This window comes from Acidovorax sp. DMC1 (assembly GCF_056314325.1).
The window spans coordinates 256,909-280,656 of the sequence record NZ_JBQUYO010000008.1; the positions used below are offsets into that span (position 1 = coordinate 256,909).

Below are 23,748 nucleotides of genomic sequence, written 5' to 3' on the forward strand. Positions count from 1 at the left end.
TGCGCCGGGTTGCGCGTGGCTGGGAGGTGGTCTGCCCTTCACATCGATCCTTGCATGGTTGCGGCCGCTGGCGCGGTGGCGCCGCGCCAGCCGGGGCCCGGGGATCGGGCCTCCAGTCGGCGAGTTTGCCGGCTTTGCTTACTGCAGCAGCTTGAGCACGCCCTGCGGGATCTGGTTGGCCTGGGCCACCATGGCGGTGCCCGCTTGCTGCAGGATCTGCGCGCGCGACAGGTTGGCGGTTTCGGCCGCGAAGTCGGCGTCTAGGATGCGGCTGCGCGAGGCAGAGAGATTCTCTGACGTGATGTTCAGCGCGGAGATCGCCGTCTCGAAGCGCGCCTGCAGCGCACCCAGCTTGGCGCGTTCGCCGTTGATGAACGCCAGCGCCGAGTCTACCGTCTTGAGGGCTTCGGTCGCCTTCTTGAAGGTGGTCACGTCCAGGTTGGCCACTTCCTGCAAGTCCGAGGCGGAATCGGCGGGCGCAGCAGTGCTGAACGCGTTGGTCGTGGTGGCCACGGTCGAGAACGACTTCTCGGAGTCGAGCACCACATAGCCGCTGATGGTCGAAGCATCGGCGCCCGATGCGGCAGCCAGGGTGTCGGCAGCGCCGGTGGCGGTGCCGTCGGCCTGCAGCTTCTGGATGGTGATGGCACCCGCGTTGGCACCCGAGGCTGCGCTTTTGTACAGCCCGATGTCCTGGCCCGTGGCGTTGGACAGCACGATGCCCGTGCTGGTGGCGTTCAGCGAAGCCGTCACGCCGGTCTTGGCCGATTGCTCGTTGATGGCGGAGATGGCATTGGAGAGGCCGTCCGACGTGTTCAGTGCCGACACGTTGAACGAAATCGACTGGCCCAGAGCTGGCGCGGTGGGCGTGTTTTCCGAGCGCAGCTCGAAGGTGTAGGAGCCGACGGAGGTGAACGAGAGGTCCAGCTCGGTGCGGGCCGAGGCGGTCACACCCGTGTTGGCCGTCTGCAGATTGATCTTGTCCGCCATGGCCTTGGCGGTGTCGTTGGCCACGAGCGTGATGTTCTGCGAGCCCAGTGCGCCATTGACGGCCAGCGTGCCGCCGGTCACGCCGTTGGTGCCCCAGCTGGTCGCGCTGGCGGCTGCACCAGCGCCGTTGGCCGACGTGTTCTGGTTGTTGCCGTACACGCTGGTGCGCAGGTTGGCCGTGGCCGCCACGATGGTCTGGTTGGCATTGGCGCCCACCTGGAACTGCTGGGTGCCAAACGTCCCATTGAGCAGCTTGGCGCCGTTGAACTCGGTGGTTTGCGAGATGCGGTCCAGTTCCGCCACCAGCTGACCTACTTCCTGGTTGAGCGCCTGACGGTCGCTGGGGCTGTTGGAGGCATTTGCCGATTGCACGGCCAGCTCACGAACGCGCTGCAGGATGTCGCCGGCCGCCTTCATGGCGCCTTCCGTCACCTGCGCCAGGGAGATACCGTCGTTGGCGTTGCGTGCCGCCTGGTTCAGACCGCGGATCTGGCTGGTGAAACGCTCGGAAATCGCCAGGCCGGCGGCGTCGTCCTTGGCGCTGTTGATGCGCAGGCCCGACGACAGGCGCTGGATGGAGGTGTTGAGCGAAGTCTGGCTGGTGCCCAGATTGCGTTGGGCCGTCAGCGAAGCGACATTGGTATTGATGGTGGCCATGGAGTTGCTCCTTGGGGGCTCTGGATGGACATGGGTGCCTGTTCAGGGACTACCGTCCGCCAGGCAATGCGGGAACGATGGGTAATTGTGTGGAGGACCACACTGCTGTGTTGCCGGGATAAAGCGTGGAAAAGCCGGTCAACTTGCTGGTTCGCGTGCCGAAACACCCCAAACATCCGAGCCGAGCCGGGGGGGGCGGGCCGGCAGCCGTTTCACGGGCTGAGCGGGGAGAGGGGGCCAAATGGTTGCGGATTTCGCGCAGAGCAGCCCTAAAGTTTCCAAATGCCTGGCCGAAAACATATGCAACGGAAGGTAAATGCCTCCGCCGTCACCAGAGAGCCAGTCGGCGCTGTGGACCGTATAGCCGGGTGCCTTGCCTGGCACCCAGGTTGGCGGAAACGCCATATTCAGTGAGTTCTTTTCAGGAGATTTGCCATGGCATCCACCATCAACACCAACGTCGCCTCGCTGACGGCCCAGCGCAATCTGGGTGCAAGCCAGACTTCGCTCAACACCTCCATCCAGCGCCTGTCGTCGGGCCTGCGCATCAACAGCGCCAAGGACGATGCCGCCGGCCTGGCGATTTCCGAGCGTTTCACCAGCCAGATCCGCGGCCTGAACCAGGCCGTGCGCAATGCCAACGACGGCATCTCTCTGGCGCAAACCGCTGAAGGCGCGCTGAAGGCGTCGGGCGACATCCTGCAACGTGTGCGTGAACTGGCTGTGCAATCGGCCAACGCCTCCAACAGCGCTGGCGACCGCCAAGCCCTGCAGCAGGAAGTGGGCCAACTGGTGGCCGAACTGGACCGCATCTCGCAAACCACCGAGTTCAACGGCGCCAAGCTGCTCAATGGCTCGTTCGGCACCCAGCAGTTCCAAGTGGGCGCCAACGCCAACCAGACCATCGTGGCGGCCACGGCCAACCTGCGCACCAGCGTGTACGGCAACAACCAGAACACGTCGGCCAACGGCTCCGGTAGCGGTGCCAGCGCGACCAGCTGGGGCACCAACGGCGTCACCGCCGGCACGCTGGCTGTGAATGGCTCGCTGGGTTCTAAGAACATCACCATCGCTGCCAACGATACGGCCAAGGCCATGGCGGACAACATCAACCTGCAGACGGCCAACACCGGCGTGACGGCCTCGGCACGCACGGAAGTCGAATTGACCTTCGGCGCGGTGGGCTCCTATACGTTCGAACTGCGTTCGGACAACACGCCGACCGGCACCGCCCTGGGCCAGTCTGTGTCGTTCAACGTGACCGCCCTCAACACTGCCGACGGCCTGTCGGGGGCTGTGTCCGCCATTAACGAGCAATCCTCGAAGACCGGCGTGACCGCCCGCGTGAACGACACCAACACCGGCGTGATCCTGACCAACGCTTCCGGTCAGGACATCACGCTGGCCAAGAGCGCCACCTCGGGTGCAAACTCCGGCGCGGTGAACATCCAGAAGCTGCAGGCCGACGGCACCGCCATCGGCGCACAAGACACGCTGGCCGCAGCCTCCGGTGCCGACGCATCGACCATCAGCGGCTACGTGGTTCTGGACTCCGAAAAGGCGTTCTCGACCGTGGCCACCACCACCAACGCGTTTAACACCGCAACCGCCGCCAACTCGGCTTCTGACCTGCAAGAAGTTGCCAACCTGGACGTGACCACGTTCAAGAAGGCCACCGAAGCACTCAAGACCGTGGATTCGGCCCTGTCGTTCATCAACGGTGAACGCGCCAAGCTGGGTGCTCTGCAATCGCGCTTCGAAACGTCGATCAGCAACCTGCAAGTAACGTCCGAGAACCTGTCCGCATCGCGCAGCCGTATTCTGGACGCTGACTTCGCAGCTGAAACCGCCAACCTGTCACGCTCGCAGATCCTGCAGCAAGCCGGCACGGCCATGGTGGCCCAGGCCAACCAGCTGCCGCAAGGTGTGTTGGCCCTTCTGCGTTAAATTGCAGCAGGTGCGGGCGGCCGGGGCGTTGCAGCGTCCCGGTCGGACCTCGGCGGCGGCAGAAGCTTTCTGTCGCCGCCCTTTTGACTTTCAGGGTGCGTTTACGATTTTCCTTTCGACGCGCGAAAAAGAAATCGCAAGTACGTTCTCAGAGCCGGCGGGTGCCAGGACCGCTGGATAAGACGGGTTTCCTGGTGCGAATACGGACGATCCTGGCAGCCATTGCGCGCCATAATTTCCGTTGATCCAGTTCAGGAGGTTGCTATGGCCACGATTTCATCACCAGGCGTTGGTACCAACGGGCTCGATGTCAAGAACATCATTTCTCAGTTGGTGGCCCTGGAAAAAAAGCCCCTGGACGCATTGAAGCTGCAGGCGGCCACCGTCAGCACCAAGATTTCCGCCTACGGACAAATCAAGTCGCTGGTGTCCACCTTGCAGGATGCTGCCAGCAAGCTGACCAGCGTGACGGGCTGGAACGGCGTCACCACCACTTCGTCGGATTCCAAATTTGTATCGGCCTCGGCGATTGGTGGCACTTTGCCGACATCCTTCAGTGTCGAAGTGCAGGGCTTGGCCAAGGCACAAGCCACGGCGTCAGCGGCTCTGCTGCCTGTGGGTGGCGCGCTGGGGGCGGGGACGTTGCGGCTGGAACTGGGCAAGTGGAGCGTTGCGCCGGCATCCTTCACGCCATCGAGCGGCCAGCCCGTGGATATCACCATCCTCGCTAGCGACAAACTTTCCGACGTGGCCAGCAAGATCAATGGCGCCAACGCGGGCGTGACCGCCTCCATCCTGACCGACGCTTCAGGCGAGCGCCTTCTGCTGCGCGGCAAGAACACCGGTGAAGAAGCTGGCTTCCGGTTGAGCGTGATGGAGGGCGGCGACACCGACCCCCAGAGCGCTGGCAACACCGACGCCACTGGTCTGTCTCGGCTGGTGGCGGGCACGACGGTTTCGCAGGCGGCCGCCAATGCTAAGGCGACGGTGAACGGCATCGCCGTCACGTCCGCCACCAACACCTTTGCCTCCACGGTGTCCGGCGTGACCTTCAAGGCTGAGCAGATCACCACGGCCCCGATCGAGATCACGGTCGCTAAGGACGAGGCGGCCATCCGCGCCAACATCGACGGCTTCGTGAAGGCCTACAACGCCATCAACGAGATCCTGCAGGACGCCACCAAGTACGATGCCAAGACCCAGTCGGCGGGTCTGCTGCAGGGCGACTCGACCGCAGTGGCGCTGCAGAACTCGCTGCGCAACGCCATCCAGTCCATCACTACCGGCGGAGGGGTCTTCAGTCGGCTGGCCGACGTCGGCATCACCCAGCAGTTGGGCGGCAATCTGGCGGTTGACTCTGCCAAGCTGAGCAAGGCGTTGACCGAAAGCCCTGAAGACGTCAAAAACCTGTTCCGCAACACGGGTGGCGGCAAGGCGGACGGCATCGCCGTGCAGCTCAAGGCGCTGACCACCAACCTGCTGTCCAACGACGGCTTCTTCAAGTCCAAGGACGACACCCTGCAGCTCAATCTCAAGCGCAACGCACAGGACCAGAACCGCGTGAACGACAAGGTCGATGCGTTCGAGAAGCGCATTACCCAGCGCTACAACGCGCTGGACAAGCAGATGGCAAGCCTCAATGGCCTGAACGCCTACATCGCGCAGCAAGTGACCGCCTGGAATAAATCAAACGGTTAAACCGGGGCTTCAGTTTTCTGAGCGCAAGCCGATAACTTAAGCAATACCTCGGAAGGATTGACAGCATGTTCAGCGCCTACAGCCCCCGTGCAGCCAACGCTTATCAGCGTATCAATGTAGAAACCAGCATGCACACCATCGACCAGCACCAGCTGGTCAGCCTGTTGTATGAAGGTGTTCTCAATTCCATCGCCACCGCGCGTGGTGCCTTGGCCCGCGGCGATGTGCTGGGCAAGGTGAACGCAATTTCCAAGGCGGTTCGCATCCTTGAAGAGGGACTGAGCACTTCACTCGATAAGGTCGATGGTGGAGAATTGGCTCAGAACCTTGGGGCACTGTACGACTACTGCATCCACCGCCTGATCCTGGCCAATGCGCGCAACGATGACGCCTTGATGCAGGAGGTCATGCGACTGATTGAGCCCGTGGCAACCGGGTGGAACGAAATCAAGAAATCGGGTGCGAGTGCAGCCGAAACGCCTACGTCGGGCCAGCCAGTGCTGGTGGAGGCCTGACCATGTCCCACATGCTGATTGACTATTACAAGGCGATTGAAGACAGCAGCGCCAAGATGCTGGAGGCTGCCAAGCTGAAGGACTGGGATGGCGTGGTGCGCTATGAAGGCGCCTGCGCTGTGCTCATCGAGCAACTGCGCTTCAAGTCCCAGGAGCACGAACTGCTGCCTGAGCACCGCCGTGAAAAGACCCGCATCATGCAGCGCATCTTGCGCAACGATGCGCAAATCCGTTGCTTGGCTGAGCCTTGGCTTGCCCAATTCGAACATCTGTTCGAGGGTCAGCCTCAGATGATGCATTGAGTGCAGTTGCGGGCGTGCCCGAGCTTTTCGATGGCGATGGCCTGACACGAGGCATGGCTTGGTAGAGGCAGCAGTCGGATGAGGGGGCTCCGGCCCTCTCGGGAGCTGATCGGTGCTTTGCCGAGGGGTTATGCACACAGCAGGTGGGGTGTGGCAACCTGAATGAGCCCAAATTTCAGGAATGTGGATCAAATCGGCATCAAGCGCTAGCGCGATATGCCTTTAAAGCTATTAAAAAAATAGCAATTGCGTGGGGCTAGCGTAGTGCCACGCTTGTTTAGCCGGGAGACGTGGCAACATCTGCCCGCTGTTACACCTGCATGTTCATGATGTCGGTATACGCCTGCACCATGCGGTTGCGCACGTGCAAGGTGGCCTGAAAGCCGATTTGCGCCTTCTGGATGGCCACCATGGTTTCTTCCAGGCTCACGGAGGGGTTTTCCATTTGCACCTCCCTTTGCATCTCTGAAGACTTGTTCTGAGCGGCACTCACCGACTGCAACGCGCCCTTGAGCGCGCCAGAGAAGCCGACTTCATTGCCCGTGGTTTGCGGCGCTGCGGCACGGCGCGCGACGCCAGCGCCCGTCAGCGGGGCAGTTGAGCTGGAGATGCGAAGGTCCATGGCGGTATCCGTAGGGGAATGGCGGTATGCTGCGTATCCTAGCTACCGGCCCAGGATGCATCGCGCTGAATAGATGGCCAAACGGACGGCTTATCAAGCGAACATTGTGGGGGCATGACCGAATAATCGACCCCACGCTAGGTCTGTTGCAGGGCCTGCTTTAATGGAAAGCAAGATGTCTGCTGTTGCTGAAGTCCCTCTCAATCCGCTCCCGACGCCGGCCAGCCCCAACTGGCTGCAGCGGCTGTCCGCCCTCGACCGGGCACAGCGCATGCGGCTGGGTGCGGGCGCGGCGCTGCTGGTGGCTGCTGCCGTTGCGGCCGTCGTGATGGGGCGCCAGCCCGACTACCGGGTGCTGTTTTCCAACCTGGGCGATAAGGATGGCGGGGCCGTGGTGGCCCAGTTGTCTCAGATGAACGTCCCCTACAAGTATTCCGAGGGTGGCGGCGCCATCCTGATTCCTGCAGAGCGCGTGCACGATGTACGTTTGCGGCTGGCCACGCAGGGTTTGCCCAAGGGCTCCGTCGCGGGTTTTGAACTGATGGAGTCCAACAAATTCGGGATGACGCAGTTTCAGGAGCGTCTGAACTTCCAGCGCGGGTTGGAGGGGGAACTCACCCGGTCCATCCAGGCACTGTCGTCGGTGCAAAGCGCTCGTGTGCACCTGGCCTTGCCCAACCAGAACGGCTTTTTCCGTGAGCAGCAAAAGCCTTCGGCCTCGGTGTTGGTGAGTCTGCATCCCGGGCGCATTCTGGATCGCGCGCAGCTCGCGGGCATCGTGCATCTGGTGGCCTCCAGCGTTCCTGAGCTGGCACCGTCCGCCGTGAGCGTGCTGGACGACACGGGCAAACTGCTCTCCCAGTCGCCCGACAGCACGGCCGGCGCTGAAATCAATGCCCAGCAGTTGCTGTACGTGCAGCAACTAGAGCAGCAGTATTCCCGCCGCATCATGGACATCCTGGAACCCGTGGTCGGCCGCGACAACGTCAAGGCGCAGGTCACAGCCGAGGTGGATTTCTCGCAGACCGAATCCACCTCCGAGCAGTTCCGTCCCAACCAGACGCCGGATTCGAGTGCTGTGCGCAGTCAGCAGGTGCTGGAGAGTCGCGGCAGCTCGACAAAGACAGCCACGGGCGTACCCGGCGCTGTCGCCAACCAGCCTCCCGCTCCCTCTGCCGCTCCCATCAACGGTGCCAACCCCGCGCCCAACGCAGGCGGTCAGCAGGGGACGGAGGAGCAGACCAACAAGCGCGAGTCCACCACTAACTACGAAGTGGACAAGACCGTCAAGGTGGTCCGTGGCAGCACCGGTGCCGTCAAGCGGCTGAGCGCTGCTGTGGTGGTCAATTTCCAGTCGGCCGAGGACAAGGGCAAGACCGTGACCAAGGCGCTCACGCCCGAGCAGATCGAGCAGATGACCGCTCTGGTGCGTGAAACCATTGGCTTCAATCGGGAGCGCGGAGACTCGGTGAATCTGATGAATACACCGTTCCAGGTGACTGCGGTGCCAACGACGGACACCCCGCTGTGGAAGCAACCTGAGGTGGTGGACTTGGCCAAGACCTTTGCCTGGCCGGTGGGTGCAGTTCTGTTCGCTGCGCTGGTTCTGATGGGGCTGGTGCGTCCCGCGCTCAAGGGCTCCGCGCCTGCCAAGGCCACGGCCGCCAAGCCGGTGGCGGGTGGTCAGCTCGACGCCCTGGAGGCCGAGACGCCCGAGCGCCCAGCCTTGGCCGCGCCCAGCCGCAAAGACGAAGTGTTGCCTGCGACCCCGGAACAGCTGCGCCTGGAAGACGCCCGCGTGCTGGCCAAGGAGAACCCGGTCGCCGTGGCGAATATCCTCAAGACGTGGCTGAACGGCGATCCCGCCTGAACCCCATCCTGGACGACAACCATGGACGAGCAAGGACTCAATGACGCCGCCATCATGCTGATGTCGCTTGGCGAGGAGGAGGCGGCAGAAGTCTTCAAGCACTTCTCGCCCAAGGAAGTGCAGAAACTCGGCGAGACCATCGCGCGCATGCGCACGGTGTCGCGCGAGAAGGTGGACGAGGTTATCAACAAGTTCTCCAACGCGGCGGCGGCACAGAGCCTGCTGGTGTCGGATACAGGCAATTATGTGCGCGCCGTGCTCAAGCGCGCGCTGGGCGAAGACAAGGCCGGATTGCTCATCGACCGCATCTTGCAGGGCGGCGATGTCTCCGGCATCGAGAGCCTCAAGTGGATGGACCCGCTGTCGGTGGCTGAGCTGTTGCGCAACGAGCATCCACAGATCGTTGCCGCCATCCTGGTCCATCTGGACAGCGACCAGGCCTCGGGCATCCTGATGCACCTGACAGACCGCCAGCGCAGCGAAATTCTGCTGCGCGTGGCCACGCTGGAGGGCATTCAGCCCACGGCCCTCAAGGACCTGAACGAGGTGTTGTTCAAGGTGCTGGCCGGTGGTGACAAGATCCGCAAGAGCTCGCTGGGCGGCGTCAAGGCGGCTGCCGAAATCATCAACCTGCTGGGCGGCAACATGGATGCCGTGGTGCTCGAGTCCATTCGAGGCTACGACCCCGACCTGGCCCAGAAGATCATGGACAAGATGTTCGTGTTCGAGGACGTGCTCAAGCTCGACGACAAGGCCATCCAGACGGTGCTCAAGGAAGTGGCGTCCGAAACCCTCATCGTGGCCCTCAAGGGTGCGGTGCCCGAACTGCGCGAGAAATTCCTGTCCAACATGTCTTCGCGTGCGGCAGACGCATTGCGCGAAGACCTCGAATCGCGGGGGCCCATGCGGCTGTCCGAGGTCGAAGCGCAGCAGAAGGAAATCCTCAAGACGGTGCGTCGCCTGTCCGATGAAGGCCAGATCGTGATTGGAGGCGGTGGTGATGATGCCTTCGTCTAACCAGCGGTCGTATTCGCGGTTCATTCCCAGCGAGGAGGTCGGCGACTTCAAGCAATGGAAGTTTTCTGCCGTCGATGGTTCCGACCTGGTGGAGCCTGAGCCCGAACCGGAGCCGGTGGCGGAACTGCCCGCAGAACTGGATGAAGCGGCGCAGCAGGCCCTCGTTCAGCAAGCCTGTGATGATGCGTACGCAGAGGGCTTCGCCCAGGGACAAGCGCAGACGGCGCTCGAATGGCAGCGCCGCATGGATGAATACATTGCCCTGCAGGGGCAGGAGGCGGCGCAGCGTTTGCAGAGCGTGCTGCAAACGCTCGACGCGAGCCTGATCGACATGCAGCAACAGATGGCGCAGCAGCTGCTGGAGCTTGCGTGCGACATCGCGCGCCAGGTGGTGCGCCAGGAACTGTCAGTCAACCCCAATGCCTTGTTGCCCGTGGTGCGAGAGGCTGTTGACATGCTCGTGACCGAGGGGCGCCCTGCCACGGTGCGGCTCAATCCGGTGGACATGGAGGCCATGGCCGAGCCCTTGCGCGAAGAGGTCAATGCACCGGGTGTGCAATGGATGGCGGATGCCGCCGTACCCGCAGGGGGCTGCCTGGTGGAGTCTGCGGGCACCGTCGTCGACGGCAGCATTGACAAGCGTTGGCAGCGTGCCATTGCGTCCTTGGGGCTGCAGTCGCCTTGGGATGACGAAGCGCGTGGGGATGGCGATGACCATTGACACACCCTCGGCCTGGACCCGGTTCATGGACGATGCGCGAGCGCGCGTGGCCGAAGGTGCGCCGCTGGAGACGCGCGGCACACTCACGCGGTTGACGGGGCTGGTGCTGGAGGCCGTGGGCATCCGTGTGCCCGTGGGCTCGCAGTGCATGGTGCAAATGCCGGGGCATGCGCCGGTTTTGGCGGAGGTGGTCGGGTTTTCTGCCGACCGCGCATTTCTGATGCCTGCGGGCGACATCCATGGGCTGTCCAGTGGTGCCAGTGTGGTGCCGGCCGCACCGTACATCCCCATGCCCCGCTTGGGCGAGCCTCCCCGGCCTGTGCAGCGCGCCGGGGTGCTGCGTCTGCCCATGGGTGATGGATTGCTGGGGCGCGTGGTGGATGCCCAAGGCCTGCCTCTCGACCACGGCGGACCAGTGCGGGATGTCGTATCTGAGCCCATGGGGCGGCGGCAGATCAATGCCATGGACCGGGATCCGGTGCGTGAACCTCTGGATACCGGTGTGCGCGCCATCAATGCCCTGCTGACCGTAGGGCGAGGTCAGCGCCTGGGGCTGTTTGCAGGCTCCGGGGTGGGCAAGAGTGTGTTGCTGGGCATGATGGCCCGCTACACCCGGGCCGATGTGATCGTGGTCGGACTCATCGGGGAGCGGGGCCGCGAGGTCAAGGAGTTTGTGGAAGACATTCTGGGCGAGGAAGGCCGCGCGCGGTCGGTGGTGGTTGCGGCCCCTGCCGATGCGCCCCCTTTGTTGCGCATGCAGGGCGCCGCCTATGCCACTGCCGTGGCCGAGCACTTCCGCGACAAGGGCCAGCACGTGTTGCTGCTCATGGATTCACTCACCCGATACGCGATGGCGCAACGAGAAATTGCACTGGCCATTGGCGAACCGCCTGCCACCAAGGGGTATCCGCCGTCCTGTTTTGCCAAGCTGCCCCAGCTGGTAGAGCGCAGCGGCAACGGCCTGCATGGCGTCGGCTCCATCACGGCGTTTTATACGGTGCTATCGGAGGGCGATGACCAGCAGGACCCCATCGCGGATGCGGCGCGTGCCATTCTGGACGGGCACATTGTGCTGTCACGGGCTTTGGCAGAGACCGGGCATTTCCCGGCCATCGACATCGAGCAATCGGCATCGCGGGTGATGCACAACGTGGTGTCTCGCGGGCATTTTGATCTGGCGCGGCGGTTCCGTGCGGTGTATTCGCGCTACCAGAAGAGCAGGGACTTGGTGCAGGTAGGTGCTTACATGAGCGGCTCCGATCCGGCGTTAGACGAGGCCATTCGCCTGCAGCCGCAGATGGCGGGCTTTCTGCAGCAGGACATGTTTGAGGCAGCGTCGATGGACCAGAGCGTAGGCGCCATGGCCGCGGTGCTGGACCATTGACGGCCGGCAAGGTAAGCAGCCATGTCCAGTCTCAACGCCCTCTCCGTCGCGGTCGAAGTGGCTTCTCGCAAGCGGGACGATGCCCGCAAGGTTTTGCAGGACACGCTGGCTGCTGAGCAGGCGGCACGTGCCCAGCTCAATCAGCTGGAAGGTTACGCCCGAGAGACTGAGTCACGCTGGGGCATGAAGGCCGATACGGCCATGCAGCCCGAAGTGATGTACCACCACTACCAGTTCATGAATAGGCTGGGCCATGCGGCCAGCATTCAGAACGGTGTGGTGGGTGATCAATCTGCGCGGGTGCAAGTTGCGCAGCGCGCGCTGCTGGATGCCGAGCTTCGCTTAGCCAGCCTGCGCAAGGTGGTGGAGAAGAGGCGCAGCGACTTTGCTCTGCAGCAGCAGCGCAGGGATCAGAAACAAACCGACGAGCGCGCCGCGTTGCAGTATCGTAATGCGGACCAGGAGAATTGAACATGGAACCGACCAAAGTAGCTTCCTCGCAGAGCACCCAGCCCGCCCACGCCACCCGTGCTAAATCGTCGTCTCATCCGGCGACCGCAGAGACTGGGGACCCAACAGCAGGTGGCGGTTTTTTGGCGCTGCTGGCGGCGTTGGGGGGCGGGGTCTACGGCAATGTGCTTGGGGAGGGCTCGGGTGACACCCCCTTGTCTTCTGCGGGAAATGGCGTAGAGGTAGCCTCATCGTCGACTGCGGACGCTGCTGCCTTGGCGGCATGGCAAGGCCTGCTTGATCCCACGCAAAACCAGAACGAACCTGGTGCGGTCTATGGACAGTCCGCGTTGGTGGCGTCTCAATCAGCTAACTCGTTTTCGGGGAGCATCGCAACGGTAGCGCAGTCCGGCATTCAAGGACTTGCAGTTTCCCCGGGCAATGCGCTCAATGATCTGTTGCTGGGTGGGATTCCCCAAGGTTTGGTTGCAGAGACTGCGAAATTGGACACGTCTGCAGACCTGAAGGAGCAACCTTCCCAAGGCACGTTGGGCGGATTCGGACGTGCTTTCTCGCGCATGCAGGCTGCTAACGCTCAACGAGTCATGGGTATGGGTGGGGCGGAGGTCTCCTTTGGAGCAGTCGCCTCGACGGATGCGACCGGGCGGGCGAATACGGTGCATGGATCGTCTTCTGCACTGTTGGCCTCCACCGCAGAGCGGGCTTTGATGGGTGTACCTGCCGGAACCACGATGGAGCGTTCGGGTGTTGCTCAGTCAAGTTCCGTTGTCGGCATAGAGGTGGCAGCACCGCTCGCCGACAGTGTGGTTGCGATGATTGGATCTGCTCAGACAGCGGAGTCACCAGCCGGCGGGCGTTCTCATGGAAACGGAGAGGGCGCAGGGACTGCCGGCGCTTGGTCTGAAGGCGTGTCAGGGCCATCACCTTCGGACGCGGGTAGCTTCACCGATGCCACAGCGTTGGTGGATCCCAATGCCTTGGGGGCGGAAGAGCAGGTGGCCGAGCAGGTGGCCTACTGGGTTAACCAGAAGACGCAAAACGCCGAGTTGACGCTGCAGCGAGATGGCCACCCCGTGGAGGTGTCGGTGTCCCTGTCGGGCAACGAAGCGCATGTGTCGTTCCGCAGCGATCAGCAACAGACGCGGGAACTGCTGGACCAGAGCATGGCGCAGTTGAGCGACTTGTTGCGCAGCGAGGGTTTGGTGCTGTCTGGCATGTCGGTGGGTACTTCGGCGCGTGACAGTGCCGGTGGTGGAGAGGCTGGGCAGCAGCGTCCCCGCGAAGGAGCGCGCCAAGCGCAAGTGGTGTCCGCTGTTCCGGCCGGGGCTACCTCTCTGGCGCGCGGTGGCGGGACTTTGGACCGCGCGGTCGACATCTTCGTTTGATTTGCGGGGTAGTGTGGTCAGTCCGCATTGCCTTTTGCCATCCGCGCGGGCGGAGAGCGCGGTGAATGCCATGGTTTTGGGCTTTTATTCTGGCTATTATTGGTTACACCCCCGACCAATAATGGGCTACCCGGTCATGCTCGCACATTGATAGTGCCCGTATCACCTGCTCCATACCGCAAGGAATTCCATCGTGTCAGCCAATACTCCCGCAGCAGCACCCGCCAAGAGCAAGAAGATGCTGTTGATCATCATCGGTGTGGTGGTGGCTGTGCTGGTGATTGGAGGGGGGGCGGCCGCATGGTTTATCTCCAGCCGGTCCCACGCCGCTGAAGACGAAGAGGGCGGTGGAGCACCTGCAGCGCACAAGGAGTCGCCCAAAGTCGCGCCCACCTTCCTGCCCATGGAAAACATGGTGGTCAATCTGGCGGACCCAGGGGGGGATCGTTTTGCACAGATTGGCATCACCTTGGAGGTGGATGACGCCAAAACTGCAGAGCAGGTCAAGCAGTACCTGCCTTCGATTCGCAGCGGCATTTTGATGCTGGTGTCCCAGCGCACGTCCTCGGAGCTGCTACAGCGCGAGGGCAAAGAGAAGCTGGCAAACGACATATTGCGTGAGGTCTCGCGGCCCTTGGGCTACTCCGTGCCGTCGGAGCGCGAGCGTGCCAAGGCGGCAGCGGCTGCCGAACAGGACGGAGACGCGGAGGAGCGCCCCGCAGCGCGCAAGCGTGCCGAGCGCAATCCGGTGCGCAGGGTGCTCTTTTCGAGTTTCATCATCCAATGAGCCCACGGGTTAAGGACCAGCCATGAGTGATTCATTTCTTTCGCAGGAAGAGGTCGATGCCCTTCTGGAAGGGGTCACGGGCGAGAGCCAGAAGTCCGTGGAGGAAGTGGCGGAGGCAGGGGCCGTCCGCAACTACGATATTTCCAGCCAGGAGCGCATCGTTCGTGGCCGCATGCCGACGATGGAAATCGTCAACGAGCGGTTTGCGCGCAACTTCCGCATTGGCCTGTTCAACTTCATCCGGCGCAGCCCGGAAATATCGGTGGGCACCGTGTCCGTTCAGCGCTACAGCGCGTTTCTGCGCGAGCTGGCGGTCCCTACCAATTTCAACATTGTGGCCATCCGTCCCTTGCGTGGCAGCGGGCTCATCGTGTGTGAGCCCTCGCTGGTGTTCGGCATCATCGACACGCTGTATGGGGGTGTCGGCAAGTTCCAGACCCGGATCGAGGGGCGCGATTTTTCACCCACAGAACAACGGGTCATTAACCGGCTGGTTGATGTGATCTGCGCTGAGTACAAGAAGGCATGGCAGGGCATCTATCCGCTAGAGCTGGAGTACCAGCGCTCGGAAATGCAGCCCCAGTTTGCCAACATTGCTACGCCCAGCGAAATTGTGGTGTCTACGGCGTTTCAGCTGGAAATCGGAGATCTCTCTGGTGCGATCCATGTCTGCATGCCTTATGCCACGCTGGAGCCGATCCGCGATGTGCTGTATTCGTCCACACAGGGCGATTCCATCGAGGTGGATCGTCGCTGGGTGAACGTGCTCAAGCGCGAAATCCAGTCTGCAGAGGTCACGCTGGTGGCGGAGCTGGCCAAGGCCGATGCCACTGTGGAGCAATTGCTTGCGATGAAGCCTGGTGACTTCATTGAGCTGGACCGTGAGCCCCGCATCCGTGCGTCGATCGGAGGGGTTCCAATTTTTGAATGCCAGTATGGAACCCACAATTCTAAGTACGCCATCCGCATTGAAGAGTGCCTGCGTACGTCGGACATGAGCTGGCTGGGAGAGAAAAATGGCAACTGAAGAAGACAACAAGGATGCTGGTGCGGACGACCCGTTTGCGGGTTGGGCGGAGGCGCTGGAAGAGCAGAAGCGCACGGATGAAAAGCCTGCCGATGCAGAGCAAGGTGGTCCGCTGTCTGGTGAGCCTGTACGGCCGTTTTCCGGCGCCACGGGTGGCGACACGGTCAACGACATCAACATGGTGTTGGACATCCCGGTGCAGCTGTCCGTGGAACTGGGGCGCACCAAGGTACCAATCAAGTACATCCTCCAACTGGCGCAAGGCTCGGTGGTGGAACTGGATGCGCTGGCTGGGGAGCCCATGGACGTGCTGGTCAATGGCTACCTCATCGCCCAAGGCGAAGTGGTGGTTGTCAACGACAAGTTCGGTATCCGCCTGACTGATGTGGTCACACCTTCGGAACGTTTGCGTCGGGTGAGCCGTGGATAGTGGGAGCATGAACCAGGCGCTGCTGGTCGTGGTGCTGTTTGTGGGGGCCATGGCTTTGCTTCCCTGGGCGGCGCGCCGGCTTCAGCAACGCCAGTCCTCGGGAGCGCTGGCTACTGGCGGGGCATCACGCGTGGTGTCTGCGGTGGCCGTTGGACCCCAGCAGCGGGTGGTGACGGTGGAGGTGGGCCCTGAAAACGCGCGGACCTGGCTGGTGCTGGGCGTGACTGCACAACAGGTCAGCTGCCTTCACGTGTTACCCGTGGTCGGCAAGCTGCCTGAGGAGGTGAGGGGGGCGTCACTGTCGGCAGGCCCATCGTTTGCCCATGAGATGCGAGTTGCGTCGGCTGATGCGGGGAAGTCCGCCCATGTCTGAGCAGGTCACCATACGGATAGGGCGCGGAGCTCGGCGGCTAGGTCCATGGGCAGTCGCCGCGGTGGGCTTGATGGCGCAGAGCTCCGTGTGGGCTCAAAATGCCGGCGCGTTGCCGCTGGTGGTCGGCAATGGGCCTTCTGGAACCAGCTACTCGGTGCCCATTCAGACCCTGCTGTTTTTTACGGCACTGTCATTTTTGCCGGCCGTGTTGCTGATGATGACGGGTTTTACCCGGATCGTGATTGTGTTGTCCCTGCTGCGCCAGGCCTTGGGAACGCAGTCGGCACCGCCCAATCAGGTCATCATTGGTTTGTCGTTGTTCCTCACTTTTTTTGTGATGGGGCCGACGCTTGATCGTGTGTACCAGGACGCCTACGTTCCCTACACCAACAACACCATCAGCTTTGAGCAGGCCCTGGACAGGGCGGAGGCGCCCATGCGCAGCTTCATGCTCAAGCAGACGCGGCAATCGGACTTTGCGCTGTTTTCCAGGCTCGCGCGCCTGGACCCAAAGGTGACGGCCGAGACTGCGCCTATTCGTGTGTTGGTGCCGGCCTTTGTGACCAGTGAGCTCAAGTCGGCATTTCAGATCGGTTTCATGATCTTCATCCCGTTTCTCGTCATCGACATGGTGGTGTCCAGCATCCTAATGTCACTGGGCATGATGATGTTGTCGCCGGTGCTGGTGGCATTGCCGTTCAAGCTCATGCTGTTTGTTCTGGCGGATGGCTGGAACCTGCTGATTGGCTCGTTGGCCGCCAGCTTCGTCACCTGAGGGATTTCGCTATGACTTCACAAATGGTGCTGACGATTGGGCGCGATGCCCTCACCTTGCTGCTGATGATTTCCATGCCTGTGTTGGGCGTGGTCATGGCGGTGGGCTTGCTGGTCAGTATTTTTCAGGCGGTCACACAGATACATGAGGCAACGCTGGCCTTTGTGCCGAAGCTGATTGCGGCGATGGTGGTGTTTGCCATTGCGGGTCCCTGGATGCTCAGTACCCTGGTGGACTTCATTCGCAGGACGATCGAATCGATCCCGTCCATGATCGGATAGTGCCATGGCAACTGGGGCACCAGCTTGTCTGTGGATGACGGCGGACGGCTTGGGTCTGAGTTCGACGTGTAGGGCGGAGGCAACCGGGTCTGCAAAGCGCCGTAGCCAAATCATGGGAGGAGGAGCGTGATTACCTTCTCGGAAGCGCAGATCATGGCGTGGCTGTCTCCCATCCTGTGGCCCTTTTTGCGCGTGCTCGCGTTGTTCTCTGTGGCGCCGGTGTTCTCCATGCGCGTCGTCCCCATGCGGGTGAAGATTGGCTTGGCGTTCTTGGTGGCGCTCTGCGCGCAAGGTGTTCTGGGTGAGCAGCCTGTCATCAGCGTGAACGGTCGTGAGGCGCTGGGCACGGTGGCGCAGCAGGTGGCCGTGGGGCTGGCGATTGGCTTTTCGGTCCGCCTCGTGTTCACGGCGGTCGAGCTGGCTGGGGAAATCATTGGGCTGCAGATGGGGCTCAACTTCGCTTCATTCTTTGACCCTACCTCCAATGGACAGATCAGTGCCGTGGCGCGGTTTTTTGGTCATATGTCCATGCTGCTATTCATTGTCATCAATGGCCACTTGTTGATCTTGATGGCTGTGGTCAAGAGTTTTGACCGCTTTCCTGTGGATGGCAATTTTTTGCAGGCGCTCGGGCAGATGCGCTTGCATGAACTGGGAGCTTCTCTGTTTTCCAGCGCTCTCTGGATTGCCATGCCCATGATCGCGTTGCTGTTGTTCGTCAACCTGACCATGGGCATCATTTCGCGCGTAGCGCCGCAAATGAATATCTACGCAGTGGGCTTCCCCGTCACGCTCACGGTGGGGATGCTGGGGATTGCAGCAACACTGCCGATGCTCGAGCAACCGGTGTTGGCGTTGATGCAGCAGGCTGTGGATCTGTTCTCTGCCGGCAGGTAGTCAATCCAGCTACACCAGCTGGTTGCGGATCGCGTAGACCGTCAGTTCCGCGTTGTTCGAAAGCTTCAATTTTTCGAGAACCCGTGATCGGTACACGCTCACCGTTTTGGGGCTCAGCATCAATTCTTCGGCAATGTCCGACAAGCGCCGACCGGAGGCGATCTTGACCAGGGTCTGCAATTCGCGTTCTGACAGCGCCGCGTGGGGGGCCTCGGGCGTGGGCTGGGCCAGGCTGTCGGCCAGCATCTGGGCCACTTCGGCGGTCAGGTACTTGCGCCCCTGCATTACCGTGCGTACGGCTGCAATCAGCTCCACCGGGTCGCCGGCCTTGTTCGCGTAGCCCTGGGCGCCCGCCTTGAGGCAGCGCAATGCGTATTGGTCCTCGGGGTACATCGACACCACCAGCACTTTGATGCTGGAATGGGTTTCGCGCAGGCTGGTCAATACTTCCAGTCCGCTGCGCCCGGGCATGTTCAGGTCCAGCAGTAGAACATCGCAGGCGGCTGTGCGAAGGACTTCCCGCAGCTCGGAGTACCCGCCTGCTTCCCCGGTCACCTGAATGTCCGGTGCTTCGGCAAGTGTGTCGCGAATGCCGCGCCGCAAAACGGCATGGTCGTCGCACAAGACGACATGAATCACTGAGCGTCTCCTGGTACGGATGTATCGGGAGATGGTAGCGGGATGGAGAGGATGACCGATGTGCCTTGACCCAGGCGACTGCTGATATCCAGCCAGCCCCCGACGGTGCGTGCACGCTCTTGAAGGCCCTTGAGACCGAAGGCCTTGGGTTTGTCGCGAACTGTGGTATCCATGCCACGGCCGTTGTCCGCGACTTCCAGGGTCAGAACGCCTTCCTTGTCAGACAGCTCAATGTCTACTTTGCTGGGCTGTGCGTGTTTGGTGACATTGGTCAATGCCTCTTGGGCCGTGCGATAAGCCACCAGCTGAATCTCGGGCGGGGTGTCGATGGTGTCGCTGCTGCTCTGCAATCGCGTAGGGATACCGGTCCTGCGCTCAAAGCCCGAAGCCAGCCACTGGACAGCCGCCACCAGCCCTTGTTCCAGGATGGGCGGGCGCAGGTTCATCATGATGCGCTGGCTGGCACCAATGGCGTGTTGCAACATGTCTGCCGCCGATGTGGCATGTTCTTGCATGACCGGGTCGGTGCTGTGGCGCCCAATCCATGCCATGTCAAAGCGCACGGCGGCCAATGCACCACCAATGTCGTCGTGGATCTCGCGGGCGATGGCGGCGCGCTCTTGTTCGATGGACGTCTGCAAGTGCTCGGCCAGTTCGGCCAGGCGGCGCTGTGACCTTGCCAGTTCGGCAATGGCTTGCTCGCGTGCGTTGCGAGCTTGGTGCACCTCCAGAGTCCGGCCAATGACGTGGGATAGGCGCTGAATATCGTCTTTGAGCACATAGTCCGCTACCCCGAGCCGCATTGCGTCCACCGCAGCAGGTTCGCCGATGGCTCCCGAAAGCAGTACAAAAGGCGGATGCTGCGGTTTTTGCGCCACATGGGCCCACGCATCCAATGCGGTGAAGCCGGGCAGACGGTAATCTGCCAGGATGATGTCAAAGTGAAGGGTATCCGTCAGTCTTTGGAATTCTGAGAGGGTGTCCACCCGCTGGAGGTGGCATTGAAGCCCGGACCGACGCAAAGCACGTGCCGCCAATTCGTGATCGGCCGGTGAATCTTCAAGATGCAGGATTTCAAGGGTCTGGTCTGATGCTGCAGGGCCCATAGGAGCGCTATCATAGGATACAAATTGGAACAAACAAGGGTGTTTGTCCGGTTGGGTTGGTTTGTACGTCAGCGTCCAATGGACGTGGGTGTGCCGGTTTGCACGGGGACCTGGGCAGGTTACTGATGCATTTATCGTAGTCCTGTGTATTTGCGTGTTTTGCTGCTACGTGCTGCGATGGAGAAACGATGCAATCTACGCTAACAACGCCTGGAGGACCTGCTGTCCAGGTTCCCGTCATGGTGGCGGCAGAGTTGCAGGACTCCTTGCTGGTCGTGATGCATGACTTGCATCGCCTGGAAGGCTTGCTGAACCACGCCACCGACAATCTGCTGGAGCGGTTTGGTGAGGCAAATGCCATGTTGACAGATGCCGTGGTGGCCGATTCGCCTGAGCTCGTGGCTGCGCGGACAGCGCTGCGCAGTGCGGTGACCGAACTGCAGTTCCAGGACATGGCCTCCCAGCTGATATGGCACACCACCAAGGTGTTACAAGGCTGTGCCTTCCGCCTGGCCTCGGAAGCCATGGGGCACGAAGAAGGTGAAGATGCCGCGCCCTTTGCGGAGATGGCGCCCGACAGGCCGAACCCTGTCACCCAAAGCGAGATGGATGCAGGTTCGGTGGACCTGTTCTGACGTTCACATCACTGGTTACCTTATATATTCAAGTCAGTTGGAGCCATACATGCAATCGATCCTTGCCGTTGATGATTCACCTTCCATGCGCAAAATGGTGTCGTTCACCCTGACTGGTGCCGGCTACCACGTCGTGGAGGCAGTGGATGGGCAAGATGCCCTCGAAAAGGCTGAGACGCACAACATCGACTTGGTGCTGGCTGACCAGAACATGCCGCGCCTGGATGGCATTGGGTTGACCCGCAAATTGCGCGAGCACCCCAAATTCAAGACCATCCCCATCCTGATCCTGACGACAGAGTCGAGCGATCAGATGAAGCAGGCGGGCCGCACGGCGGGCGCCACAGGATGGCTGGTGAAACCTTTTGATCCGAATCGCCTGATCGAAGTCATCCAGAAAGTGATCCGCTGAGACGGGTTGACTGAGATCATTTAGTACACAGGAGCCCACCATGGCGGAAACCTATCAAGAAGGATCAGGTGCAGGCGCTGACTTCGACCTCAGCCAGTTCTATCAGATCTTTTTCGAGGAAGCGGGTGAGAACCTCGACCAGATGGAGCAAATGCTCTTGAATCTGGACCTGAGCAGTGCCAACGACGAAGAGCTCAACGGCATCTTCCGCTGCGCTCACTCGATCAAAGGCGGCTCCGCCACTTTCGGGTTTTCGGATGTGGCCGAACTGACCCATCAGATGGAGTCTCTGCTCGATCGCCTGCGCCGCCATGAATTGCAACCCATCCCTCAGATGGTGGATGTTTTGCTGGAATCTGCGGATGCGTCGCGCAGCCTGCTGGCACGGCATCAGGCGGGTGGGCAGGGTGAGGCGGTTTCCACCACCTCCTTGGTGCGTCGCATCAGTGATCTGGCTGCGGGTTTGGTCCCCAGTAACGCCGCGCCTGTGGCTGCCCCTCCGCCTTCTCCTGCGCCCGCGCCTGTTGCGGTCGCCCCGGCTCAGGTACCCAAGGCTCCTGCGCCTGCTGTGCCAGGGCAGGCGCGGCAGCTGGAAATCCAGATCGGCCCGCTGGACCGCCCTGAGCAGGCCGATGCGATCAAAGAATTGTTCAGAGATATCCCCGGTCTGGGTTCGATCCGCGATGTTCCGGGCAGCCAAGCCAATACGCGGGTCTTTGCAGTGGAAACGACGTCCACCAACGACGATTTGCTGGACCTGTTTGCGTTCCATGTTGCCAAAGAGCAGGTGCTGATTCGTGACGCAGCCGCCCCTGGCGAGGCTGCCGCCGCGGAGGCAGACGACGAGCCTGTGGTTGCCGTAGATACCTCCGGGGGCGAAGCGCCTTACGGATTCTTCAATGGTGCGCCCGGCGCACCCCATGGTGAGGCTGCAGCGGCTGCTCACGCGCCTGTCGCACAAGCTCCCAAAGCGGCTCCCAAGGCGAGCGCCGAGCCCAAAGTGGCGATGCAGGCCCAGATGGAGTCCACCACCATCCGCGTGGATGTGAAGAAGGTCGATCAACTGATCAACCTGGTGGGTGAACTGGTGATCACGCAGGCCATGCTGGCGCAGAACAGCCGGGGCCTCGATGCTGGGGCCTATCAGCAGTTGCTGGCCGGGCTGGCCGATCTGGATCGCAACACACGCGACTTGCAAGAGTCGGTGATGTCGATCCGCATGATTCCAATGTCCATCGTTTTCAGCCGCTTCCCACGCATGCTGCGCGATCTGGCGAACAAGCTGGGCAAGAAGGTGGAACTGGTGACCCTGGGTGAGGCGACCGAATTGGACAAGGGCTTGGTCGAAAAGATCACCGACCCGCTGACCCACCTGGTGCGTAACAGCTGTGATCACGGCATCGAAATGCCAGCCGATCGTTTGGCCAAGGGCAAGTCCGAGCACGGCACCATCACCTTGTCGGCGTCACACCAAGGGGGGTCGATCGTGATCGAGGTGCGTGACGATGGTCGTGGCCTGTCGCGCGAAAAGATTCTCAGCAAGGCCCAGGAGCGCGGCATCGAGGTGTCCGATCAGATGAGCGATGCCGACGTCTGGCAGCTGATTTTTGCTCCAGGCTTTTCCACGGCCGACGAGGTGACGGATGTGTCCGGCCGTGGTGTCGGCATGGACGTGGTCAAACGCAATATTGCAGCGCTCAATGGCTCTGTGGAGATCGATTCGGCAGAGGGCTACGGCATGAAGGTGTCCGTGCGCCTCCCGCTGACGCTCGCCATCATGGATGGCATGTCGGTGGGCGTGGGCGAAGAGGTGTACATCCTTCCCCTGTCGTCGGTGGTGGAATCGTTCCAGGTCAATGCGGACGATGTCAGCACCGTGGCGCAAGGCTCGCAGCTCGTCAAGGTGCGCGACGAATACATGCCTGTCATCGCGCTGGAGAAGATCTTCCAGGTTCCGCGCTTTGACCTCAACAAATCCAGCAACATCATGGTGGTGGTTGAGGCGGACGGAAGCCGTGTGGCCTTGCTGGTGGATGAGTTGCTGGGCCAGCACCAGGTGGTTGTCAAGAACCTGGAGTCGAACTATCGCAAGGTGCCCAATGTGTCGGGTGCCACCATTTTGGGTGACGGCACCGTGGCCTTGATTTTGGACACGGGTGGTTTGGTGCGCCGGGCGCGCCACTAAATACAGGTGTGAGCGCCTCAAAGGCGCTGCGCCGCCATGAAAGGAGAATGCACCATGAGTGTGATCGGTAAAACTGCAGACGCGGCACCCACGGGGGCGCGTGAATATCTGACGTTCCGCCTCGACCAGGAAGAGTACGGCATCGACATCCTGAAGGTGCAGGAAATCCGCGGCTACGAACCTCCGACCCGCATTGCGAACGCTCCGGACTTCATCAAGGGCGTGGTCAATTTGCGCGGCACGATTGTTCCTATCGTGGACATGCGCATCAAGTTCAACTGTGCGCAGGCGGACTACAACAGTTTCACGGTGGTCATCATCCTCAACCTGCGCAACCGGGTGGTAGGTATCGTGGTGGACTCGGTGAGCGATGTGATGGAGTTGACGCCAGAGAGCATCCGGTCGGCCCCCGATATCGAGAGCGCGATCGACAACAGCTGCATCCTGGGCCTGGGGTCCGTGGGCGAGCGCATGCTGATCTTGCTGGATATTGAAAAGCTCATGTCCAGCGTGGACATGGGTCTGGTCACCGCCAACGAGTAAGGCGCCGCAGTCAGCAGCCCGTGGTGGCGCAGGCGCACCTCAGGCTGTGAGCAAGGCTTGCAGACCTTTTGGAGCGAAC

25 protein-coding genes are annotated in these 23,748 nt (G+C 61.6%); 21 read left to right on the forward strand and 4 right to left on the reverse strand.

Features of this window, described 5'->3' with window-relative positions; translation table 11 throughout:
• Window positions 1–138: 138 nt before the first annotated feature.
• Window positions 139–1,647 (reverse strand): flagellin N-terminal helical domain-containing protein, encoded by a 1,509-nt coding sequence (locus tag ACT531_RS17485; RefSeq protein WP_476018235.1) that lies wholly within the window; start codon window positions 1,645–1,647, stop codon window positions 139–141.
• Between the two features lie 435 nt (window positions 1,648–2,082).
• Between ACT531_RS17485 and ACT531_RS17490 the strand changes: the two genes are divergently transcribed.
• The 4 genes from ACT531_RS17490 to ACT531_RS17505 all read left to right on the forward strand — a co-directional run bounded on the left by ACT531_RS17490 (window position 2,083) and on the right by ACT531_RS17505 (window position 6,109).
• A complete protein-coding gene (locus tag ACT531_RS17490) occupies window positions 2,083–3,594 on the forward strand; it encodes a flagellin N-terminal helical domain-containing protein (RefSeq protein WP_296018988.1) in 1,512 nt (503 codons plus the stop codon).
• Window positions 3,595–3,858: 264 nt separating this feature from the next.
• Entirely contained in the window at window positions 3,859–5,292 is a 1,434-nt protein-coding gene (fliD, locus tag ACT531_RS17495; protein ID WP_476018236.1) for a flagellar filament capping protein FliD, read from the forward strand.
• A gap of 65 nt (window positions 5,293–5,357) precedes the next feature.
• Complete coding sequence (fliS, locus tag ACT531_RS17500) at window positions 5,358–5,807, forward strand: flagellar export chaperone FliS (RefSeq protein WP_476018237.1); 450 nt, start codon at window positions 5,358–5,360, stop codon at window positions 5,805–5,807.
• A 2-nt stretch (window positions 5,808–5,809) separates the two neighbouring features.
• Window positions 5,810–6,109 (forward strand): flagellar protein FliT, encoded by a 300-nt coding sequence (locus ACT531_RS17505; protein WP_007860919.1) that lies wholly within the window; start codon window positions 5,810–5,812, stop codon window positions 6,107–6,109.
• A gap of 310 nt (window positions 6,110–6,419) precedes the next feature.
• Here ACT531_RS17505 and fliE read toward each other — a convergent pair whose 3' ends face one another.
• Complete coding sequence (fliE, locus tag ACT531_RS17510; RefSeq protein ID WP_015015813.1) at window positions 6,420–6,731, reverse strand: flagellar hook-basal body complex protein FliE; 312 nt, start codon at window positions 6,729–6,731, stop codon at window positions 6,420–6,422.
• A 175-nt stretch (window positions 6,732–6,906) separates the two neighbouring features.
• Between fliE and fliF the strand changes: the two genes are divergently transcribed.
• The 13 genes from fliF (at window position 6,907) to fliR (ending at window position 18,149) form a co-directional block, all read left to right on the forward strand.
• The gene (gene fliF / locus ACT531_RS17515; protein ID WP_476018238.1) at window positions 6,907–8,601 is read left to right on the forward strand and encodes a flagellar basal-body MS-ring/collar protein FliF; all 1,695 of its coding nucleotides are present in this window, start codon (window positions 6,907–6,909) and stop codon (window positions 8,599–8,601) included.
• A gap of 21 nt (window positions 8,602–8,622) precedes the next feature.
• Entirely contained in the window at window positions 8,623–9,618 is a 996-nt protein-coding gene (gene fliG / locus ACT531_RS17520) for a flagellar motor switch protein FliG (protein WP_060984674.1), read from the forward strand.
• Complete coding sequence (locus ACT531_RS17525) at window positions 9,605–10,339, forward strand: FliH/SctL family protein (RefSeq protein ID WP_476018253.1); 735 nt, start codon at window positions 9,605–9,607, stop codon at window positions 10,337–10,339. The genes fliG and ACT531_RS17525 overlap by 14 nt, the downstream gene beginning before the upstream one ends.
• Window positions 10,329–11,723, forward strand: a complete 1,395-nt coding sequence (gene fliI, locus ACT531_RS17530) for a flagellar protein export ATPase FliI (protein WP_476018239.1) — start codon at window positions 10,329–10,331, stop codon at window positions 11,721–11,723. The genes ACT531_RS17525 and fliI overlap by 11 nt, the downstream gene beginning before the upstream one ends.
• A 21-nt stretch (window positions 11,724–11,744) precedes the next feature.
• Window positions 11,745–12,194, forward strand: a complete 450-nt coding sequence (locus ACT531_RS17535) for a flagellar export protein FliJ (RefSeq protein ID WP_476018240.1) — start codon at window positions 11,745–11,747, stop codon at window positions 12,192–12,194.
• A 2-nt stretch (window positions 12,195–12,196) separates the two neighbouring features.
• Window positions 12,197–13,579: a flagellar hook-length control protein FliK gene (locus ACT531_RS17540; RefSeq protein WP_476018241.1), complete on the forward strand. Its 1,383-nt coding sequence runs from the start codon at window positions 12,197–12,199 to the stop codon at window positions 13,577–13,579.
• 193 nt (window positions 13,580–13,772) lie between these two features.
• Window positions 13,773–14,366 carry a flagellar basal body-associated FliL family protein gene (locus tag ACT531_RS17545; RefSeq protein ID WP_110961877.1) on the forward strand — a complete coding sequence of 198 codons (594 nt, stop codon included), beginning with the start codon at window positions 13,773–13,775 and terminating at the stop codon, window positions 14,364–14,366.
• A gap of 22 nt (window positions 14,367–14,388) precedes the next feature.
• On the forward strand, window positions 14,389–15,393 hold the full coding sequence (fliM, locus tag ACT531_RS17550) for a flagellar motor switch protein FliM (protein ID WP_015015805.1): 1,005 nt from the start codon (window positions 14,389–14,391) through the stop codon (window positions 15,391–15,393).
• A complete protein-coding gene (fliN, locus tag ACT531_RS17555; RefSeq protein ID WP_110961878.1) occupies window positions 15,383–15,823 on the forward strand; it encodes a flagellar motor switch protein FliN in 441 nt (146 codons plus the stop codon). The genes fliM and fliN overlap by 11 nt, the downstream gene beginning before the upstream one ends.
• Window positions 15,824–15,830: 7 nt before the next feature.
• Complete coding sequence (locus ACT531_RS17560; RefSeq protein WP_476018242.1) at window positions 15,831–16,196, forward strand: FliO/MopB family protein; 366 nt, start codon at window positions 15,831–15,833, stop codon at window positions 16,194–16,196.
• A 70-nt stretch (window positions 16,197–16,266) separates the two neighbouring features.
• Complete coding sequence (gene fliP / locus ACT531_RS17565; protein ID WP_110961880.1) at window positions 16,267–16,971, forward strand: flagellar type III secretion system pore protein FliP; 705 nt, start codon at window positions 16,267–16,269, stop codon at window positions 16,969–16,971.
• 11 nt (window positions 16,972–16,982) lie between these two features.
• On the forward strand, window positions 16,983–17,252 hold the full coding sequence (gene fliQ, locus ACT531_RS17570; RefSeq protein WP_015015801.1) for a flagellar biosynthesis protein FliQ: 270 nt from the start codon (window positions 16,983–16,985) through the stop codon (window positions 17,250–17,252).
• A gap of 126 nt (window positions 17,253–17,378) precedes the next feature.
• The gene (gene fliR, locus ACT531_RS17575) at window positions 17,379–18,149 is read left to right on the forward strand and encodes a flagellar biosynthetic protein FliR (RefSeq protein ID WP_260668603.1); all 771 of its coding nucleotides are present in this window, start codon (window positions 17,379–17,381) and stop codon (window positions 18,147–18,149) included.
• A 9-nt stretch (window positions 18,150–18,158) separates the two neighbouring features.
• On the opposite strand, the gene ACT531_RS17580 is transcribed toward fliR, so the two are convergent.
• Both ACT531_RS17580 and ACT531_RS17585 read right to left on the reverse strand, forming a co-directional pair.
• A complete protein-coding gene (locus tag ACT531_RS17580) occupies window positions 18,159–18,788 on the reverse strand; it encodes a response regulator (RefSeq protein ID WP_476018243.1) in 630 nt (209 codons plus the stop codon).
• On the reverse strand, window positions 18,785–19,894 hold the full coding sequence (locus ACT531_RS17585) for a hybrid sensor histidine kinase/response regulator (protein ID WP_476018244.1): 1,110 nt from the start codon (window positions 19,892–19,894) through the stop codon (window positions 18,785–18,787). Before ACT531_RS17585 ends, ACT531_RS17580 begins: the two co-directional genes overlap by 4 nt.
• Window positions 19,895–20,082: 188 nt before the next feature.
• On the opposite strand from ACT531_RS17585, the gene ACT531_RS17590 reads away from it, so the two are divergent.
• From ACT531_RS17590 to ACT531_RS17605, 4 genes are read left to right on the forward strand one after another with little or no spacing between them, the layout of a single operon-like run.
• On the forward strand, window positions 20,083–20,529 hold the full coding sequence (locus ACT531_RS17590) for a hypothetical protein (protein ID WP_056065760.1): 447 nt from the start codon (window positions 20,083–20,085) through the stop codon (window positions 20,527–20,529).
• A 49-nt stretch (window positions 20,530–20,578) separates the two neighbouring features.
• Window positions 20,579–20,941, forward strand: coding sequence for a response regulator (locus tag ACT531_RS17595; protein WP_015015796.1), 363 nt, complete (start codon window positions 20,579–20,581; stop codon window positions 20,939–20,941).
• A 40-nt stretch (window positions 20,942–20,981) separates the two neighbouring features.
• Window positions 20,982–23,126: a chemotaxis protein CheA gene (locus ACT531_RS17600; protein ID WP_476018245.1), complete on the forward strand. Its 2,145-nt coding sequence runs from the start codon at window positions 20,982–20,984 to the stop codon at window positions 23,124–23,126.
• A gap of 54 nt (window positions 23,127–23,180) precedes the next feature.
• Complete coding sequence (locus tag ACT531_RS17605; RefSeq protein WP_015015794.1) at window positions 23,181–23,669, forward strand: chemotaxis protein CheW; 489 nt, start codon at window positions 23,181–23,183, stop codon at window positions 23,667–23,669.
• Window positions 23,670–23,748 lie beyond the last annotated feature (79 nt).